Source organism: Amycolatopsis sp. A1MSW2902, assembly GCF_017312175.1.
In the GTDB taxonomy this organism is placed as follows: domain Bacteria; phylum Actinomycetota; class Actinomycetes; order Mycobacteriales; family Pseudonocardiaceae; genus Amycolatopsis; species Amycolatopsis nivea.
Map to the genome: position 1 here is coordinate 2,470,175 of NZ_QJPO01000001.1, position 15,595 is coordinate 2,485,769.

Genomic DNA, 15,595 nt, shown 5'->3' on the forward strand with positions numbered 1-15,595 from the left:
GCTAAGATTCACGCATGACCGGGTTGCGGGAAGAGAAGAAGCGGCGGACCCGCCAGGCGCTGATCGAGGCGGCGCTCACGCTGTTCGACGAGCAGGGCTACGACGGCACGACCGTCGCCGAGATCTCCGCGCGGGCGAAGGTGTCCCCGGCGACGTACTTCAACTACTTCGCCGCCAAAGAGGACGTCGTCTTCGCTGACCAGCATCTTTACGACGAGGTGGTGGACGGGGTCTTCGCCGCGGCGGAGCCGGGGACGCCGGTGGCGGAGATGGTGACCAGGACCGTCCACGCGCTGGTGACGGCGGACGCGTGGAGTTTCCCCCTGGACCATCCGCTCACCGAGGTGCGCACCCGGCTGCTGGCCGGGGTGCCCGCGTTGCGCGCGGGATACCTGCTGCGCAACGCGGCGGTGGGCGATCGGTGGGCGGAGAAGCTGTACGAGACGTGCGCGCCGCAGCTGGACCGGGTCGAGGCGGCCGCGCTGACCGGTGCGGTGTTCGGCGCGTTGGAGGCGGCGTTGCGGCAGGTGCCGCCGGGGGAGAGCGCGACGGAAGCCATGCTGGGGATCGTCGAGCGGGTCGTGCGCGGATTCGTGCCGGAAGGCTAGTTGCAGTACAGGGATTCGAGCTTGGTGTCCGAGGCGACCACAGTGATCCCCTTGCCGACCGGCTGCCCGGACGCCGCCAGCGACGCGGAGACAGTGCAGACCACCTGCTGCAGGCCGACGGGATACAGCAGTTTCATCGATTCGGAGACGGTCACGGTCACCGGCTGAGCCGAGGTGTCGACCGTGACGTGCCGGCCGGGCGAGAGCATCGAGTAGAAGCCCTCTTGTTCTTCCGTGCGAGTCGGGCCGCCGAACAGTTCCGTCAGCACCGTTGTGGGGGTCGCGTCCCTCGCCCAGGCACGTTGCACCGGGCTGAGCTGTCCCGCGTACACGAAGTAGAGCGTGATCTGCGGACGCGGCGTGCCCAGCTGGAAGCCGCCGGGAGCATCGCCGGCAGGGACCACTCCGGTCGGCTGGATACCGCAACCGACGAGGGCCAAGACAGCAGCGAAAGCGACGAAGAGTCGCAGAAGTTTCATCGCTCCTCCATCGCGGTGCGGGGCAGCCGGAGCGTGAACCGCGCCCCGTCGCCGGTGTTCGCCGCTTCGATGTCGCCGCCGTGCAGCCGGGCGTTTTCCAGCGCGATCGACAGGCCGAGACCGCTGCCGTCGGACCGGGCGCGCGAGGTGTCGGCCTTCGCGAAGCGGTCGAACACTTTCGGCAGCACCTCCTCGGGGATGCCCGGGCCGTGGTCGGTGACAGTGAGGAAAACGGTCGTGTCGTCGGTGCTCAGCCGGATCTCGACCGGCGGCGCGCCGTGGCGCAGGGCGTTGCCGACGAGGTTGGCGACGACCAGGTCGAGCCGTCGCGGGTCCGCGGGCACGGTGACGCTCGGCAGGTCGGCCGCGACGGAGTCGGTCCAGCCGCGGGCGGCGACGCTGTTCGCGACTGCCTCGGCCAGGTCTACCTCCTCGACCCGCAGCTCGGCCCGTCCGGCGTCGAAGCGGGAGATCTCGACCAGGTCCTGCACGAGCCGGGTCAGCCGCCGCGTTTCGGCGGACACCAGGCGCGCCGCCACGGCGGTGTCCGCGGGCAGCTGGTCGGCGTCTTCGTCGAGGACGTCGGTGACCACGTTCATCGCGGCCAGCGGGGTGCGCAGTTCGTGCGAGACGTCCGCGACGAACCGGCGCGCGTCGGCCTCCATCTCGCGCAGCGAGCCGACCGTCCGTTCCAGTTCCGCCGCGGTGTGGTTGAACGTGGTGACCAGCTGGGCCAGTTCGTCGGAACCCTTCGCGGGCAGGCGCACGTCGAGCTGCCCGTCGCCGAGTTTGCGCGCCGCCGAGTTCAGCGCGCGCACCGGGCGCAGCACCTGCCGCGCGGCCAGCAGAGCCAGCGCGACCGCGATCGGCAAGGCCAGTGCGGTCATGACCCACGCGCGCGTCGCCAGCTGCTCGATCGCGGCCTGCTGGGTGGCGAGCGGGACCGTCTTGTAGACCTCGATGCCGGTGTGTTCGCCCTTCGTCGCGCCGTAGCGCAGCAGCGGCATCCCGATGTAGAGGACCGGGCGCCCGCCCTCGATGACGCGCTGGAACTGGATGCTGGTCCCGCCCGCGACCGCGGTGCGCAGCCCGCCGGGTATCTCCGCCGGGTTCAGCCCGACGCGCGAATGCAGCGACCCGAACACCACGGTCGTGACGCCCTTGAGCGAGCTCGCCATGTTGTCGAGCTGGCGCTGGTCGGGCGGCAGGGTCAGCTGCGGCAGGTACGTCCTGACCTCGTCGCGCAGCTGCACCATCGCCGGGTCCTGCACGCCGGCCAGGATGGTGTTGCGCGCGGACACGTAGCTCGCGCCCGCCGCCGCGCCCGCGCCGACCAGCGTCATCGCGGCGAACGCCAGCACCAGTCGCAGGCGCAGCCCGGACACCCACGACCGGAGCCGTTTCACGAGCGGCCGAACCGGTAGCCGAAGCCGCGCACCGTCTGCACGTGGTCCGGCCGCGCCGGAACGTCCTCGATTTTCGCGCGCAGCCGCTGCACGCAGGCGTCGACCAGGCGGGAATCGCCGAGATAATCGTGTCCCCACACCGACGCCAGCAGCTGGCTGCGGCTGTACACCTGGCCCGGCGTGCGCGAGATCTCCAGCAGCAGCTTCAGTTCGGTCGGGGTGAGCGAAACCGGTTCGCCGTGTTTGCGCACCAGCATCCCGGCGCGGTCGATCACCAGGTCGCCGTGCTGTTCGGGGCCCGCGGCGCCGGGTTCGGCGGCGGTGCGGCGCAGCACCGCGCGGATGCGGGCGTCGAGCACGCGCGGTTCGACCGGCTTCACGACGTAGTCGTCCGCGCCCGCTTCGAGGCCGGCGACGATGTCGAAATCGTCGCTGCGCGCGGTGAGCATGATGATCGGCACCTGGCCGAGCGCGCGGATCCGGCGGCAGGTCTCGAACCCGTCGATGCCGGGCAGCATGAGGTCGAGCACCACGAGGTCCGGCACGCGTTCGCGCAGCTGCGCCACACCGTCCTCGCCGGTCGCCGCGGTGTGCACGGTGTGTCCTTGCCTGCGCAGCGCCAGTTCCATGCCCTCGCGGACGGACGCGTCGTCCTCGACCACCAACACCACAGCCACGGTGGCCATTATTCGGAATGCCCGCGGATTCGCGCGAGCCGGGCGGATCTTGTAGCGAAACCATGACACGGCCCTGACGAGATCTCGAAATCCCGCGGCCAGGCTCGAAGGCATGGCAGTACTGACTCCTGATCCGCCGACCGTGCCCCTGTTCGCGCCGCGCCACGCGCTCGCCCCGCCGCGGCGTTCGCGGACCGCGGTGCTGATCGCCGCGGCCATCGGGTTCGCGGGCGCGTTCGTCGTCGCCTACCTGCTGTTCGTGCGGACCGCGGCCGGGCAGCGCGCGGAGGACGGGGTCGTCCGCTTCGCGCAGGGCCTTCCGCGGTCCACTGTGGACTGGGCGCGGCCGCTGGCCGGGATCGACGGGGTCGAGGTGTTCGGCGCGGCCGGGATCGTCATCGTGGCGCTCGCGGTGCTGCGCAAGCGGTTCGCGCTCGGCGTGACCGCGCTGGTGCTGTACTTGCTGCCGCTGGCCGCCGCGCAGCTGCTCAAGATCTACCTGCTGGACCGGCCGGACGTGGGGTCGGCCGGGGCTCCGCACCACAACAGCTTCCCGAGCGGGCACGTGAGCGCGGCGACCGCCGTGCTGCTGGCACTGGCCGTGGTGCTGCCCGCGCGGTTCCGGACCTGGGTGCTCGCCGTGGGTGCGCCCGGCGTCGCCTGGGTGGCCGCGGCGACCGTCGCGCTCAGCTGGCACCGGCTCTCCGACACCGTGGGCGCCTGCCTGCTGGTGGCCGCGGTGGTGTCGGCGGGCGCGGCGGTCGTCTCGGCGCGGCGTCCGGACGGCAGCCGGATCCCGCCGGTGCGGACGGCGATCGCGCTGTTCGGGCCGGTCGCGGTGGTGCTGGGCGGCTACGCGGTGCTGTCCTCGGCGACGTCGGTTCCGGCCCGGTTCGTGGCGGCGCTGGTGCTCGCGGCGCTGAGCGCGGTGGCGGTGGTGTTGCTGGCCGCCGGACCGCTCCGGCGGGTGAACTTCGACCCGTCCGGGGCGCGGAACCGGCTCAGCGGAGGGTCGTGAGCGCGGATCCCCCGCCTACCCGCGACAGCCGCTCACGACGGGTTCCGGCGCGGTTTGATCCGCACCGCGGGCAGCGGGGGAGCGGGCAGCCGCGCCGGCCCGCCGGGGTATGGCTCGATCGCGCCGAACTGGTCGGAGTTCGCCTCCCAGGCTTCGCGGTATTCGGCGATCTCGTCGTGGCTGCGGCCGACGAAGTTCCACCACATCAGGATTTCCTCGCCGAACGGCGGCCCGCCGAGCACAATCGCCCGCGCTGGGGACGACCCGGGGTTGTGCAGGTCGAGCGTGGTCGCGCCGATGCCGAGGTAGCCGAGCTGGGCCCGCTGCAGCGGGGTGCCCGCGAAGGTGAGCTCTCCGGTGTCGAGCAGGACGCCGTGCTCGAAGGACGGATCCGCGGCGAGGCTGAGCGATGCTCCCGGGTCGAGGACGATTTCCGCGCCCAGCAACGGAGTGAAGGTCTTGACCGGCGAGGTTTCCCCGGCCAGCGTGCCGAGGAAGACGCGTGCGGTCGCTCCGTCGAGGGCGGTGGACGGCGGGACGTAATGCTGGAAGTCGCGAGCGGTGTGCCGGTGCTCGTCCGGCAGCGCGACCCACAGCTGGACCCCGTGCAGCGTCGTGGTTTCCGGCGTCGACACCTCTTCGTGGCAGATGCCGTGCCCGCCGGTCATCAGGTTCAGCTCGCCGGGCCGGACCATCGCGTGCGAGCCGAGGCTGTCGCGGTGCTCGATCTCGCCGGTGAACAGCCAGCTCACCGTCTGCAGCCCGGTGTGCGGATGCGGGCCGACGGACATGCCGCCGCTGACGGAGGTGTCGTCGGGACCGTAGTGGTCGGCGAAGCACCACGCGCCGATCAGCGACCGCTGGCGTTGCGGCAGCGTGCGGCGGACCGGCATCGCGCGCGGGCCGCCGAGCGGCACGGAGCGGGCGTCGAGGATCTCGACCTTGCCGGGGTCAACAGGGTCGCCGCCGCAGGCCAGTTCGGCCGGGTCGGTCTCGACGTTGCTCATGCCCGACACGATAACCGGCGGTCAGCGGGCGGGGAGGTTGCGCAGCCAGTCGAGCGCGGTCGGGAGCGCGTTGAACACCGAGATGTGCCCGTCGCGCGGACGGAGCCACAGTTAGGCGTCCGGGAGGTTCCGCACGAGCCATTCGCTGTGGCTGGCCGGGACGATCCGGTCCTCGCCGCCGTGCACCAGCAGCACCGGGACCCGCACGTCGGCGGCGGAGAAGCCCCATGGCGCGACGTACGCGAGGTCGTCGTCGGCTTCCGCGGCCACGTCCCCGGCAGCCCCGGCGTCCTCGCCGAGGGGACCCCACGTGCCGCGCAGCGCCGACCAGTCCGCGTCGGTGAAGCTTGTCGGGTCGAATTCCTGCGTTTCTCCGTGCTGCAGCCGGGTTTCGCGGCCCTTGCGGGCGGCCCGCAACGAGCTGTCGTCGACCATTCCGCCGTACCAGTCGTACTCCTCGGAGTACGGAGCCAATCCGGCCAGGCACACCGCCGCTGTCACCCGATCCGGCAGCAGCGCGGCGCTCCCATCACCGCGAACCGCGGCAAGTCCAGTGCGTCGGCCAGCTGGCGCACGTCGTCGGCAGCCGAGCCCACCGTGCGGCTGACCTGCGGAGTGGATCCGCCGTACCCGGGCCGCGCATAGGAAACGACCCGGAATCCTCGCGCGGACGCGGCCTCGACCACCGGCGGCAGCAGGCGACCGGATTGCGGAGTTCCGTGGTGCCACACCAACGGGAATCCGTCGCCTCCGCTGTCGTGGACCCGAAGGTTGCGGCCATCTGGCAGCGGCAAGTCAGTCGTCCCCATGCGGAGGACTCTAGCCACCCCGCCGCGCTCGATCGGCGAAATTGTCCCAAGCCTGGCGCACCAGAGCCGGATGCGCGAGAAGGTCCGACGCGGTGCGCGCCAGCGCCGACGCGGTCGCGAGCAGCACCGTCCGGGCTCGCGGTGACCCGGTCGCCTCGGCGAACGCGCGGCTGCCGACCGCGCGCACCGGATCGTGGAGGGCGACGGACGGGTGGATCGTCGGCATCCGCACGCTCAGGTCGCCGACCTCGGGCCGTCCGGGGATCGCCGCGGACCCGGACGGGGACGCGTGGATCCCGCACGCCGCGAGATGCCGGGCGAAATGCCCGGACAGCACCGGATTGTCCTGGAACCGCGCGTGAATCGGGCCGAACCGTTCGACGTTCGCCTTGGTCCCGGTCGCCATCGCGGCGCCTTCGGCGGCGGTGGTCACTTCGGTGACGACGTGTCCGAGCGTTTCGGAGTCCGGTGCGCGCAACCCGAAGCGGGCTTCGGCGAAATCGGGCACTACATCGGTGGATTCCCCGCCGTGCGTCACGATTCCCTGCACCGCCGCGCCGGCGGGCAGCCGGGCCCGAAGCGCGGCGATCGCGGTGAAAACCTGCACCAGCCCGGCGACCGCGTCGGTGCTGTCTTCGGGTGCCGGCCCGGAATTCCCGTGCACGGTCACGCGCAGCTCGGTCCGCGCGGCGAGCGGCGCGGCTGCCCAGGTGTGCACGCCGGGCTGGAAGGTCAGCACCGCGTCGATCTCGTCGCCCGCGCGGTCGGTGACGACGACGGAGCCGGATTCCAGCGTCGCGGCGGTGGCGAGCGCGGCACCGAGCACAGCCGCGGCGACGAGGTTGTGCCCGAACTCCCGGTGCCGGTCGGACGGGAGCAGCAGGGCGACGCACGGACGGCCGGAGCCGTACCGCGCGACACCGCCGTCGACGGCGAACCCGGCCTCGGCGAGCGGGCCGAGCTCCGGCTCCCGCTCGCCGTCCGGTTCGCGGGACCAGGCCCAGAGCCGCTCGGAGAGCAGCTCGATCTCGTGGTCGGTCCGGTCGTGCCGGTCCTCGTCGGACTCCATGCCGCCCAGGTACCCACCGGGCAGCGATTCGATCCCCTTCGAAAGTGGGTAATTCGGCCGTTGGCGCGCCCCGGGCCGGTGCGCGAGGGTCACGGGCATGACAGCGGGAAGCTACCGGGTGCTGCCGGCCGAGGTGTCGGCGATCGTGAAGAACGTGGAGGGCCTCGGCGCCGCGGCGTTCTCGGCCGTCCGCGACCTCGAGACGCTCGTGATCGACGCCTTGTCGTTCGCGGGCATCGGCAGCGGGGTCGCCGCGGCGAACACCTTGCTGCAGTCGAAACTCGTGTCCTCGCTCGGCGATTTCGTGAAGCTGATCGAACAGGTCAACGGCAAGGTGCAGCACGCGGCGCGGAACTACGCCGACGCCGACACCGCGGTGGCCCAGGGCTACGGCGGCGGCACGGGCGGCGGGGGAGCCGGGGCGGGCGGCGGCGGTGCGGCTGCTGGGGGTGCCGCACCGCAGCAGCTGGACGACCGGGTCGTCGATTCGATCATGCGGTCCGAGGGCGCGACCGGCGAACAGGGCGGCGTGCGCGAGGCGTACGGCTTCCGCGAGAGCATGCACAACGGCTACGACCAGATCATGGCCGCCCGCCGGGAATACGGCCTCGGCAGCGCCGAAGAACGCGCGGTGGTCGCGCAGCTGATGACCGCGAACGCGCGCCGCGCCGGGGCGATGGAGTTCACCGACGCGGGCGCCCAGGCCGCGATCATGTCCGGCGCGCACATGCGCGGCGCGGGCGGCGTCCGGGCGATCCTCAACCACATGGGCGGCGCGGACATCGTGCAGAGCGCGCGCACCCTCGACCCGGACGCCGTGCAGCACTTGCAGAGCCTGACGCCGCAGGAATTCCAGCAGCAGTTCCACGACGCGCGGATCGAATACGACCGCGAGGTCTACGGCGACACGACCACCCGCCAGAACGGGCACACGCAGAACTGGTGGGACCGCTACGGAAACGGCCTGACCCAGCGCTACGACCGCGAGCAGCAGGAGTTCCTGCGGATGTCGCGGTAGTCCCGTTCAGTCCAAATCGGACAGCCGGGCCGTCAGGTCCTCGACCAGCTTCGTCATGAGCCGGTCGAGGAGCTGGCGGTCTTCGGCGGTCCAGTCGCTCATCGCGTCGGCGAACCAGCCCTCGATGACCGCGACGTAGCGTTCGGCCGCGGTTTTCCCTTCCGGCGTCAGCTCGATCAGCCGCGCCCGCTGGTCGTCCGGGTCGGCCACGCGCCGCACCAGCCCGCGGCTTTCCAGCCCCTGCACCTGCCGCGTCACGTGCGGCCCGACGACGTTCATCCGGTTCGCGATCTCGCCGACCCGCAGCGGCGCGTCCTCGATGTGCAGGATGCCGAGCACGCTCATCGCCGGCCGCTCCAGCGGCAGCCCGGTCGCCTCGACCGCGCGCTCGAACAGCTTGCCCCGGCGCAGCGTCCCGCTCAGCTCGTTCAGCCGGGGGAGCAGGTCCCGGAACAGGGAAGGGACGGCGGACATCGCGGGCTCCTTGAATAGATACCTAACTTAGGTATACAGTTGGGTCACCGGGATCGCACGAGGCGGTTCCGGCCGGTCTCGAAAATGATACCTAAGGTAGGCATCTATCGCCTGCCGGGGAACTAAGGGGAGAACCATGAGCAGGAGTGTGCTGATCTCGGGGGCGAGCATCGCGGGCCCGGCGCTGGCGTACTGGCTGAACCGGTACGGCTTCGCGGTCACCGTGGTGGAGAAGGCGGCCGCGGTGCGCGGCGGCGGGTACCCGATCGACATGCGCGGCCCGGCCGTCGAGGTGCTGCGGCGGATGGGGCTGGCGGAGCAGGCGCGGGAGCGGCACGTCGCCACCCGGCGGCTCTCGTTCCTCGACGCGGACGGGAGCGTGCTGAACAGCGTCGCGCCGACCGTGATCACCGGGGACGAGGCCGGGCACGACATCGAACTGGCTCGCGGCGACCTCACCAGCCTGTTGTACGACGCGGTCCGCGACGACGTCGAGTTCCGCTTCTCGGAGTCGATCGCCGCGCTGGACGACCGCGGCGACGCGGTCGACGTGACCTTCGCCAGCGGCCGGAGCCAGACGTTCGACCTGGTCATCGGCGCGGACGGGCTGCACTCGAAGACCCGTTCGCTGGCCTTTGGACCGGAGGAGCAGTTCCACCGCTACCTCGGCTACTGCTTCGCCGGATTCACCATGCCGAACTACCTCGGCCTCTCGCACGAGGGCATGTCCTGGGCGGTGGCGGGCCGGTCGGCGTCGCTCTACGCCGCGGGCAACCGCGACGGCGACCACGTGCACGGGTTCCTGGTGTTCACCCGCGCCGACGCGCCCTTCGAAGCGTTCGCCGACCCGGCCGCACAGCGCGAACTGGTCGCGAGCCGTTTCGAAGACTGCGGCTGGGAGGTGCCGCGGATGGTCGAGGCGATGCGCTCGGCGGACGACCTGTTCTTCGACGTGGTCAGCCAGATCCACATGCCGGTGTGGTCGAAGGGGCGCGTTGCGCTGGCCGGGGACGCCGCGCACGCGACGTCGTTCCTGTCCGGGCAGGGGTCGAGTCTCGCGATGATCGGTGCGTATTTGCTGGCGTACGAACTGGCGGATGCCCCGCACGACGTCGCTTTCGCGGCGTACGAGCGGCGGTCGCGGGAGTTCGTGGAGGCTAACCAGGCGTTGGCGACGGGCGGGTCGGCGCTGATGTCGCCGCGGACCGAGGCGGAGGTGGCGGCGCGGAGCGCGGCGTTGCGAGGGCTGGACGGGCTGCCGGGGGAGGAACACAGCGAGGTGCACAACCTGCTGACGCTGCCGCCGGAGCGCACGACCGTCTGAATCGTGCGTGCCTGCGCCGGTGAGAACCGGAATTGCCGCGCACGAGGGCGAGTGGTGGGGCGGTCGTGCGTGCCTGCCCGGGTTTGAACCGCGATCGCCGCACGGGCTTTCCCCGACGCGCGGCGACCGGGCGCGGCGTGCGAGGCTACCCGGCGGCATTGCGCGGTGACGGAACGGGGCGGGATGAACGCGATTGCGCGCGGCGGCGGGATGCTCGCGGCGGTTCTGGTGGTCGTCGGCGGCACGGCCGGGCTCGGGGTGGCGCTCGGGCTCGGCGGGACGGCGGTGCTGGCCGGGCTGACCGCGTTGTTCTGCTTCATCGCCGCCACCGGCGGGCCGTTGCGGCCGGATCTGTGGCTGCTGGCGGCGTTCGCACCCGCGGTGGTGATCGGCGGGGCCGGGCCGCGGTTGCTGGGCGAGGTGTCGCCGGTCGCGTCGATCGCGTTGCTCGTGCTGGTGGTGTTCGCGGCGGCGGTGGTGCCCGCGCTCGGGCCGCGGTACGTGACGGTCGGGCTCGGGCTCGGCATGGCCTCGGTCTTCGGCTACGGCTTCCAGTTGAGCGGGGCGGCCAGCCCGGTGCAGATCATCTGCGCGCCGGCGCTGGCCGTCGCGGTCGTGTTCGTGCTGCGGCTGCTGATGGGCCTGAGCGATCCGGGCAAGCCGACCCGCACCGCGCTGGCCGACGCGCTCGCCGGGCCGGATCGCGCGAGCGCGGAGCGGGCGGTGCGGTTGTGGGTGACCGACCGGCCGCGCGCGTGGCAGGCGCGGGTTCTCGCTGGCGGCGCCCGGTACCACGGCACCGCCGCATTGCTGCGGGACCGGCTGCGTGCGTTCGATGAAGAGCAGGCAGCGGCCGTTTCCCGCGTGCTCGACGCCGCGGACGAACAGGTCGCGGAGTTAGCGGAAGCCGTGCGGGCCAAGACCGTTTCGGAACCGCCGGAGATCGAACGGACCGACCCGGACGTCGCGTTGCCCGGCGACACCGCCGCGCTGCTTGACGAAGCCTGGGCGGGGTTGTTCGCGATCCGGGAAGCCGTGCTGAACCGCGACGAGTCCATTGTGGACTTCCCGAGGCATCTCGTCCGCGAGGCCTTGCGGCGCGAGGCGACCGGGGTGTTCTCGTGGCGGTCCGCGCAGTTGCGGCACGCGGTGCGGTGCGCGCTGGGGATGCTGGTCGCCGCGGTGATCGCGACGTTCCGGCCCGGCGATCCGCTCACCGTGTCGTTCCTCATGACGACGTTCGCGCTCATGCAGCCGGAATGGCGGGACACGCTGGCGAAGGCGTGGCAGCGCGCGGCCGGTGCGGCGGCCGGGGCCGTGGTGCTGGCGGTCGCGTTGTGGTTGCTGCCGCCGGGCGCGTTGCTGCCGCTGGGGATTGTCGCGCTGCTCGTCGGGTTTCCGTTCATGCAGGTGCAGCCCATGGTGTTCAACGGCTGCATGGTGCTGATGAGCGTCGGGATGAACGCGACGACACGGCATCTGGACGCGGTGTCGGTGCTCGTGGAGTACCTGCTGCTGGTCGTGCTGGCGGTGGTGATCGGCCTGTTGTTCGGCTTCGCCGCGGTGCCCGGGGTGCCGAAACCTTCGGTGGCGCAACGGTTTTCCGACGCCGTCTCCGAAACTGGCGAGCTGCTCGCGTCGGTGGCGGAGCGGTTGCGCGGCGGAGGCGGCCGGCGTGAGGTCGGGCTGCGGTTCCGCGCGGCGGCTCGGACGCACCAGGACCTGCTGAGCCCCGAACCCGGCAGCCGAGAGCCTTCTTCGGAGCAGCGAGAAGCCTTGGAAGAGGCCGGACAGGGGTTGCGCGGTCTCGCGGCTTCGGCGGGCGCGCTGCTGCAGCGGGACGGACAGTCGCCGACGATGGCGTCCTTCGCGGAGGCGGCGGCAGGCGCGCTGGCCGGAAGCGGGGAACTGCCGCCGCGACCGTCGGAGGCGGACGAGGAGGAACGGCTGCTGGCCGACCTCGTACGGGCTGACCTGCTGCGCGTGCACCGCGGCGCGGAGGTCCTCGCGAGCTGAAGGTCCGTGCGGACACCGGATGCTTCCCCTGCGTCCCTTCACCTTCCGCGTTCGCGGTGTCACCATCCGGACATGAGGAAACTCCCGCTCGCCCGCGTCGCGACGGTGGCAGCCTGCGTCGCGTTGTTGTTCCCGGTGTCCGCGGCGTACGCCGATCCGCCGCACAACCTGCCGCAGAACGCCAACGGATACGAGCAGTCCTTCTCGCCCGCCTACGACTACGACGGCGACGGTTGCTACGCCACGCCCGCGATCGGCCCGGACGGCACCCTCGCGCCCGGCCTCAAGACCACCGGCGCGGTCAACGGCAACTGCCACGACCAGTCCGACCTGGACAACTCCCAGACCTACTCGCGCGCCACCTGCAACCACGGCTGGTGCGCGGTCGTGTACGCGAGCTATTTCGAGAAGGACCAGGCCGTCGACGGCAGCGGCCTCGGCGGGCACCGGCACGACTGGGAGCACGTGATCTCGTGGATCGACCAGTCGTCGAACCAGGTCGAGTACGTGACGACCACACAGCATTCCTCGCAGGTGACGTACCCGCGGTCGAAGGTGAGTTTCGACGGTGCCCACCCGAAGGCGGTGTACCACAAGGACGGCCCCGGCACGCATTTCTTCCGCCTCGCCGACGCCCACGACGAGCCGCCGGAGAACCACTACCACGATTGGCGCTATCCGCCGCTGGTCGGCTGGGACGGGTGGCCGTCGAGCGCGCTGCGCGACCGCCTCATGGCCGCGGACTTCGGCGCCGCGACGATCAAGATCAGCGACGGCCGGTACCAGGACCTGCTGGAGAAGTCGAAGCCGGCCGGCATCCCGTTCGACCCGCGCGGCTAGCTTTCAGGGTGCTCCACGCGACACAACTCACCCGGGCACCCCCGCGAAAACCGGGTAATAGTAATCGGCATGCACTCGGACTCCGCGCTCCCGCTCGACGGAATCACCGTCGTCTCCATCGAACAGGCAGTCGCCGCCCCGCTGGCCACCCGCACGTTGGCTGATCTGGGCGCCCGGGTCGTCAAGGTGGAACGCGCCGACGGCGGCGACTTCGCCCGCGAGTACGACCACGTCGTGCACGGCACCGGTGCCCACTTCGTCTGGCTCAACCGAGGCAAAGAATCCCTGGCCGTAGACCTGAAAACCGCAGAAGGCCGCGACGCGGTCCACCGTCTGATCGCCCGAGCCGACGTCTTCGTCCAGAACCTGGCTCCGGGCGCGGCCGCGCGGCTCGGATTCGGGGCCGAAGAACTGCGCGCCGGCCACCCGGAACTGGTGGCCGTCGACCTCTCCGGCTACGGCGCCGGCGGGCCGAGGGAACAACGCAAGGCCTACGACATGCTGGTCCAGGCCGAAGCGGGCCTGATCGGCATCACCGGCACCCCGGACACCCCGGTCAAGACCGGCATTCCGACGTCCGACATCGCCTCCGGAATGTACTGCGCGCAAGCGGTGCTGGCCGCCCTGCTGCGCCGTTGGCGGACCGGGCAGGGCGCGACGGTCGAGGTGTCGATGCTGGAGGCGACCGTCGAGTGGATGGGCTACGCGATGTACAGCCAGATGTACTCCGGACGCCAGCCCGCGCGCATGGGCTTGAGCCACGCGTCGATCGCCCCCTACGACGCGTACCCGACGAAAGACGGTCAGATGCTGATCGGGGTCCAGAACGACAGCGGCTGGCGGACGTTGGTCACCTCAGTCCTCGAAGCCCCGCAGCTGGCCGACGACCCGCGATTCACCACGAACGTGCAGCGCGTCGAACACCGCGCGGAATGCGACGCGGCGGTCGCCGCCGAGACCGTCCGATGGTCCACAGTGGAATTGGACGAGCGGCTCGCGAACGCCGGAATCCCTGCGGCGCAAGTGAAACAGGTCGCCGACGTCGTGGCGGACCCGCAGCTTCGCGCCCGCGACCGCTGGCGCAAGATCGGCACCGAACACGCGACCGTCGACGCGCTGCTGCCGCCGGTGACGTTCGCGGACGTCGAGGCGCGGATGGGCGACGTGCCCGCGTTCGGGGCGCATACCCGTGCGCTGCTTGAAGAAGCCGGGGTCGACGCGGAAGACCTGCTGCGCCGGGGGATCGCCGCCGAGCCGCGTTGACAGTTGTATGGTGCATCTCTAGCATGCGGGGACATGCCGGGAGAAGACCGCGACGGCGATGCCCTGGACGCTATCCACCGCGCGATGATCCTGTTTTCCCGCGGGTCGCGGGTGCGCTCGAACGAACTGTACGAGGGGCTCGGGTTCGTGCAGTACACGATGCTGTCCTCGATCGACCTCGCGGACTGCGCGCACGCGGCGGATCTCGCCCAGGAGTACGGGCTCGACCCCTCGACGGTCAGCAGGCAGCTGGCGGAACTGGAGACCGCCGGGCTGCTGGTGCGCAGCCCGGACCCGCGGCATTCGCGCAGGCAGCGGCTCGAGCTGACCGAAGCCGGGCATCGCGCGCTGGCGATTACCCGTGCGGCGCAACGGAACCGGCTCGAAGAGCGGCTGCGCGACTGGCCGAGCCGCGACGTGGCCGAGTTCGGGCGGTTGCTGAGCAGGTTCGTCGAGTCCTGACCGGTCCACTGCGGACGGACCTGGCTCAGCCTCTGCGGATCGGGCCCAGTTTCGCGGAAAGGGCCTCGGCGAGGTCGGCCGGACGGGGCGGCCCGGCGGCGCGGTCGGCGGCCCAGGCGAGCGCGAGCCTGCTCGGTTCCCAGCCGTCCTCGTCGATCCGGACCAGCTTGAACTCCGGCGGCGAGAACATCCGGCCGATGAACGACGCCGGCGCGTAGGACACGAGCGCGACCAGCCGCCGGTTGAACACCTGCGCGGCCATTTCGAGCTCGCCGCCGCGCCCGCTGACCGCGCGCACGATGTTCCGGACGCCGCGTTTGGCGAGTCTCCTGGTCAGCGCGGCGAGGATGACCGGGTTCGGCCTGGCGAAGTCGATGACCACCTCGCGGTCGCGCAGTTCCTCGATGTGCACGAGGTCTCGGCAGGCGAGCGGATCGTCCGCGCGGACCGCGATCGCGCCCTGGTACTCCGCGACGGTGCGGGCGCGCAGCCGCTGATCCTCGACCGACAGGTGGATCAGCCCGAGCTCCAGATGCCCGGACACGAGCTTCGCGGTGACCTCGGCGGCGGAACCGGCGACCTCGAACGTCGCCGGAGCGGCCAGCCCGCCGACCGCGGTTTCCAGGTCCTCGAGCAGATCCGACGGCGCGTACGCGGTGGCCCCGACCCGGATCGGCGTGCCGTCCTCGAGAACTCCGGCCGCGATGTCCTTCAGGTCGTCGACCTGGCGCAGGATCGCCCGCGCCGGGCCGAGCAGCGCCTGGCCGAGCGGGGTGAGCCGGACCTCGTGGTAGTGCCGCTCGAACAGCGGCCCGCCGAGCTCGCGTTCGAGCAGCTTGATCTGCTTGCTGAGCGGCGGAGGGGTGATCCGCAGCCGGTCCGCCGCGCGCTTGAAGTGCAGTTCGTCGGCGACCGCGACGAAGTACTTCAGCCGGGTGAAATCGATCTCCATCGTCCAATGTCCAGCGAGGCGAGCGGGTTGCGGCGATCATACGGCGGGGAGCGAAGTTCGGCGGGGCGCCGGGCGGGTTCCCGGGGTGGCTGGGCCGGGTTAGCGGGTTGGCGGGAGTGGCTTCGCGGGGCGGCCAGGCGGGCTTGGCGGGTTGCTGGGGTGGACAGGCGGGG

At 71.5% G+C, this 15,595-nt stretch carries 17 protein-coding genes; 8 read left to right on the forward strand and 9 right to left on the reverse strand.

The window, feature by feature from the left end; translation table 11 throughout:
- Positions 1 to 14: 14 nt before the first annotated feature.
- Positions 15 to 608, forward strand: a complete 594-nt coding sequence (locus DMP23_RS11215) for a TetR/AcrR family transcriptional regulator (RefSeq protein WP_336160948.1) — start codon at positions 15 to 17, stop codon at positions 606 to 608.
- Here the strand turns inward: DMP23_RS11215 and DMP23_RS11220 are convergent.
- Genes DMP23_RS11220 through DMP23_RS11230 form a run of 3 tightly spaced genes read right to left on the reverse strand, consistent with a single transcriptional unit; the run spans position 605 to position 3,170 of the window.
- Positions 605 to 1,087, reverse strand: coding sequence for a hypothetical protein (locus DMP23_RS11220; RefSeq protein WP_337820985.1), 483 nt, complete (start codon positions 1,085 to 1,087; stop codon positions 605 to 607). The two genes, DMP23_RS11215 and DMP23_RS11220, sit on opposite strands and share 4 nt — an antisense overlap.
- Positions 1,084 to 2,430 (reverse strand): HAMP domain-containing sensor histidine kinase, encoded by a 1,347-nt coding sequence (locus tag DMP23_RS11225; RefSeq protein WP_337824387.1) that lies wholly within the window; start codon positions 2,428 to 2,430, stop codon positions 1,084 to 1,086. The genes DMP23_RS11220 and DMP23_RS11225 overlap by 4 nt, the downstream gene beginning before the upstream one ends.
- 59 nt (positions 2,431 to 2,489) lie before the next feature.
- Positions 2,490 to 3,170, reverse strand: coding sequence for a response regulator transcription factor (locus tag DMP23_RS11230; protein WP_336160951.1), 681 nt, complete (start codon positions 3,168 to 3,170; stop codon positions 2,490 to 2,492).
- A gap of 112 nt (positions 3,171 to 3,282) precedes the next feature.
- Between DMP23_RS11230 and DMP23_RS11235 the strand changes: the two genes are divergently transcribed.
- Positions 3,283 to 4,188: a phosphatase PAP2 family protein gene (locus DMP23_RS11235; protein WP_336160953.1), complete on the forward strand. Its 906-nt coding sequence runs from the start codon at positions 3,283 to 3,285 to the stop codon at positions 4,186 to 4,188.
- A gap of 32 nt (positions 4,189 to 4,220) precedes the next feature.
- Here the strand turns inward: DMP23_RS11235 and DMP23_RS11240 are convergent, their stop codons facing one another.
- From DMP23_RS11240 to DMP23_RS11255, 4 genes are all read right to left on the reverse strand, one after another.
- On the reverse strand, positions 4,221 to 5,195 hold the full coding sequence (locus DMP23_RS11240) for a pirin family protein (RefSeq protein WP_336160955.1): 975 nt from the start codon (positions 5,193 to 5,195) through the stop codon (positions 4,221 to 4,223).
- A gap of 111 nt (positions 5,196 to 5,306) precedes the next feature.
- Positions 5,307 to 5,696 (reverse strand): hypothetical protein, encoded by a 390-nt coding sequence (locus tag DMP23_RS11245; protein ID WP_337820986.1) that lies wholly within the window; start codon positions 5,694 to 5,696, stop codon positions 5,307 to 5,309.
- Positions 5,693 to 6,004, reverse strand: a complete 312-nt coding sequence (locus DMP23_RS11250) for an alpha/beta fold hydrolase (protein ID WP_240690862.1) — start codon at positions 6,002 to 6,004, stop codon at positions 5,693 to 5,695. The genes DMP23_RS11245 and DMP23_RS11250 overlap by 4 nt, the downstream gene beginning before the upstream one ends.
- A 10-nt stretch (positions 6,005 to 6,014) precedes the next feature.
- The gene (locus DMP23_RS11255) at positions 6,015 to 7,172 is read right to left on the reverse strand and encodes a peptidase dimerization domain-containing protein (protein ID WP_337820987.1); all 1,158 of its coding nucleotides are present in this window, start codon (positions 7,170 to 7,172) and stop codon (positions 6,015 to 6,017) included.
- Between DMP23_RS11255 and DMP23_RS11260 the strand changes: the two genes are divergently transcribed.
- Positions 7,171 to 8,091 carry a hypothetical protein gene (locus tag DMP23_RS11260; protein ID WP_337820988.1) on the forward strand — a complete coding sequence of 307 codons (921 nt, stop codon included), beginning with the start codon at positions 7,171 to 7,173 and terminating at the stop codon, positions 8,089 to 8,091. The genes DMP23_RS11255 and DMP23_RS11260 overlap by 2 nt on opposite strands.
- A gap of 6 nt (positions 8,092 to 8,097) precedes the next feature.
- On the opposite strand, the gene DMP23_RS11265 is transcribed toward DMP23_RS11260, so the two are convergent.
- Positions 8,098 to 8,565 carry a MarR family winged helix-turn-helix transcriptional regulator gene (locus DMP23_RS11265; RefSeq protein ID WP_037812343.1) on the reverse strand — a complete coding sequence of 156 codons (468 nt, stop codon included), beginning with the start codon at positions 8,563 to 8,565 and terminating at the stop codon, positions 8,098 to 8,100.
- A 136-nt stretch (positions 8,566 to 8,701) separates the two neighbouring features.
- Between DMP23_RS11265 and DMP23_RS11270 the strand changes: the two genes are divergently transcribed.
- The 5 genes from DMP23_RS11270 to DMP23_RS11290 all read left to right on the forward strand — a co-directional run bounded on the left by DMP23_RS11270 (position 8,702) and on the right by DMP23_RS11290 (position 14,470).
- Positions 8,702 to 9,889 carry an FAD-dependent monooxygenase gene (locus tag DMP23_RS11270; RefSeq protein ID WP_337820989.1) on the forward strand — a complete coding sequence of 396 codons (1,188 nt, stop codon included), beginning with the start codon at positions 8,702 to 8,704 and terminating at the stop codon, positions 9,887 to 9,889.
- A gap of 183 nt (positions 9,890 to 10,072) precedes the next feature.
- The gene (locus DMP23_RS11275) at positions 10,073 to 11,905 is read left to right on the forward strand and encodes an FUSC family protein (protein WP_337820990.1); all 1,833 of its coding nucleotides are present in this window, start codon (positions 10,073 to 10,075) and stop codon (positions 11,903 to 11,905) included.
- A 72-nt stretch (positions 11,906 to 11,977) separates the two neighbouring features.
- Positions 11,978 to 12,745, forward strand: coding sequence for an NPP1 family protein (locus DMP23_RS11280; protein ID WP_336160968.1), 768 nt, complete (start codon positions 11,978 to 11,980; stop codon positions 12,743 to 12,745).
- Between the two features lie 69 nt (positions 12,746 to 12,814).
- On the forward strand, positions 12,815 to 14,008 hold the full coding sequence (locus tag DMP23_RS11285; RefSeq protein ID WP_337820991.1) for a CaiB/BaiF CoA transferase family protein: 1,194 nt from the start codon (positions 12,815 to 12,817) through the stop codon (positions 14,006 to 14,008).
- Positions 14,009 to 14,041: 33 nt separating this feature from the next.
- On the forward strand, positions 14,042 to 14,470 hold the full coding sequence (locus tag DMP23_RS11290; RefSeq protein WP_037812335.1) for a MarR family winged helix-turn-helix transcriptional regulator: 429 nt from the start codon (positions 14,042 to 14,044) through the stop codon (positions 14,468 to 14,470).
- Positions 14,471 to 14,495: 25 nt separating this feature from the next.
- Here the strand turns inward: DMP23_RS11290 and DMP23_RS11295 are convergent, their stop codons facing one another.
- Positions 14,496 to 15,422 carry a LysR family transcriptional regulator gene (locus DMP23_RS11295; protein ID WP_043835726.1) on the reverse strand — a complete coding sequence of 309 codons (927 nt, stop codon included), beginning with the start codon at positions 15,420 to 15,422 and terminating at the stop codon, positions 14,496 to 14,498.
- Between the last annotated feature and the right edge of the window lie 173 nt (positions 15,423 to 15,595).

Excerpts from the sequence above, each read along its gene's own strand:
- DMP23_RS11280 (WP_336160968.1), top strand. The coding sequence starts at position 11,978 with ATGAGGAAACTCCCGCTCGCCCGCGTCGCGACGGTGGCAGCCTGCGTC.
- DMP23_RS11295 (WP_043835726.1), bottom strand. The coding sequence starts at position 15,422 with ATGGAGATCGATTTCACCCGGCTGAAGTACTTCGTCGCGGTCGCCGAC.
- DMP23_RS11220 (WP_337820985.1), bottom strand. The coding sequence starts at position 1,087 with ATGAAACTTCTGCGACTCTTCGTCGCTTTCGCTGCTGTCTTGGCCCTC.
- DMP23_RS11275 (WP_337820990.1), top strand. The coding sequence starts at position 10,073 with ATGAACGCGATTGCGCGCGGCGGCGGGATGCTCGCGGCGGTTCTGGTG.
- DMP23_RS11225 (WP_337824387.1), bottom strand. The coding sequence starts at position 2,430 with ATGACGCTGGTCGGCGCGGGCGCGGCGGCGGGCGCGAGCTACGTGTCC.
- DMP23_RS11270 (WP_337820989.1), top strand. The coding sequence starts at position 8,702 with ATGAGCAGGAGTGTGCTGATCTCGGGGGCGAGCATCGCGGGCCCGGCG.
- DMP23_RS11265 (WP_037812343.1), bottom strand. The coding sequence starts at position 8,565 with ATGTCCGCCGTCCCTTCCCTGTTCCGGGACCTGCTCCCCCGGCTGAAC.
- DMP23_RS11255 (WP_337820987.1), bottom strand. The coding sequence starts at position 7,172 with ATGCCCGTGACCCTCGCGCACCGGCCCGGGGCGCGCCAACGGCCGAAT.
- DMP23_RS11235 (WP_336160953.1), top strand. The coding sequence starts at position 3,283 with ATGGCAGTACTGACTCCTGATCCGCCGACCGTGCCCCTGTTCGCGCCG.
- DMP23_RS11285 (WP_337820991.1), top strand. The coding sequence starts at position 12,815 with ATGCACTCGGACTCCGCGCTCCCGCTCGACGGAATCACCGTCGTCTCC.
- DMP23_RS11260 (WP_337820988.1), top strand. The coding sequence starts at position 7,171 with ATGACAGCGGGAAGCTACCGGGTGCTGCCGGCCGAGGTGTCGGCGATC.
- DMP23_RS11250 (WP_240690862.1), bottom strand. The coding sequence starts at position 6,004 with ATGGGGACGACTGACTTGCCGCTGCCAGATGGCCGCAACCTTCGGGTC.
- DMP23_RS11290 (WP_037812335.1), top strand. The coding sequence starts at position 14,042 with ATGCCGGGAGAAGACCGCGACGGCGATGCCCTGGACGCTATCCACCGC.
- DMP23_RS11240 (WP_336160955.1), bottom strand. The coding sequence starts at position 5,195 with ATGAGCAACGTCGAGACCGACCCGGCCGAACTGGCCTGCGGCGGCGAC.
- DMP23_RS11215 (WP_336160948.1), top strand. The coding sequence starts at position 15 with ATGACCGGGTTGCGGGAAGAGAAGAAGCGGCGGACCCGCCAGGCGCTG.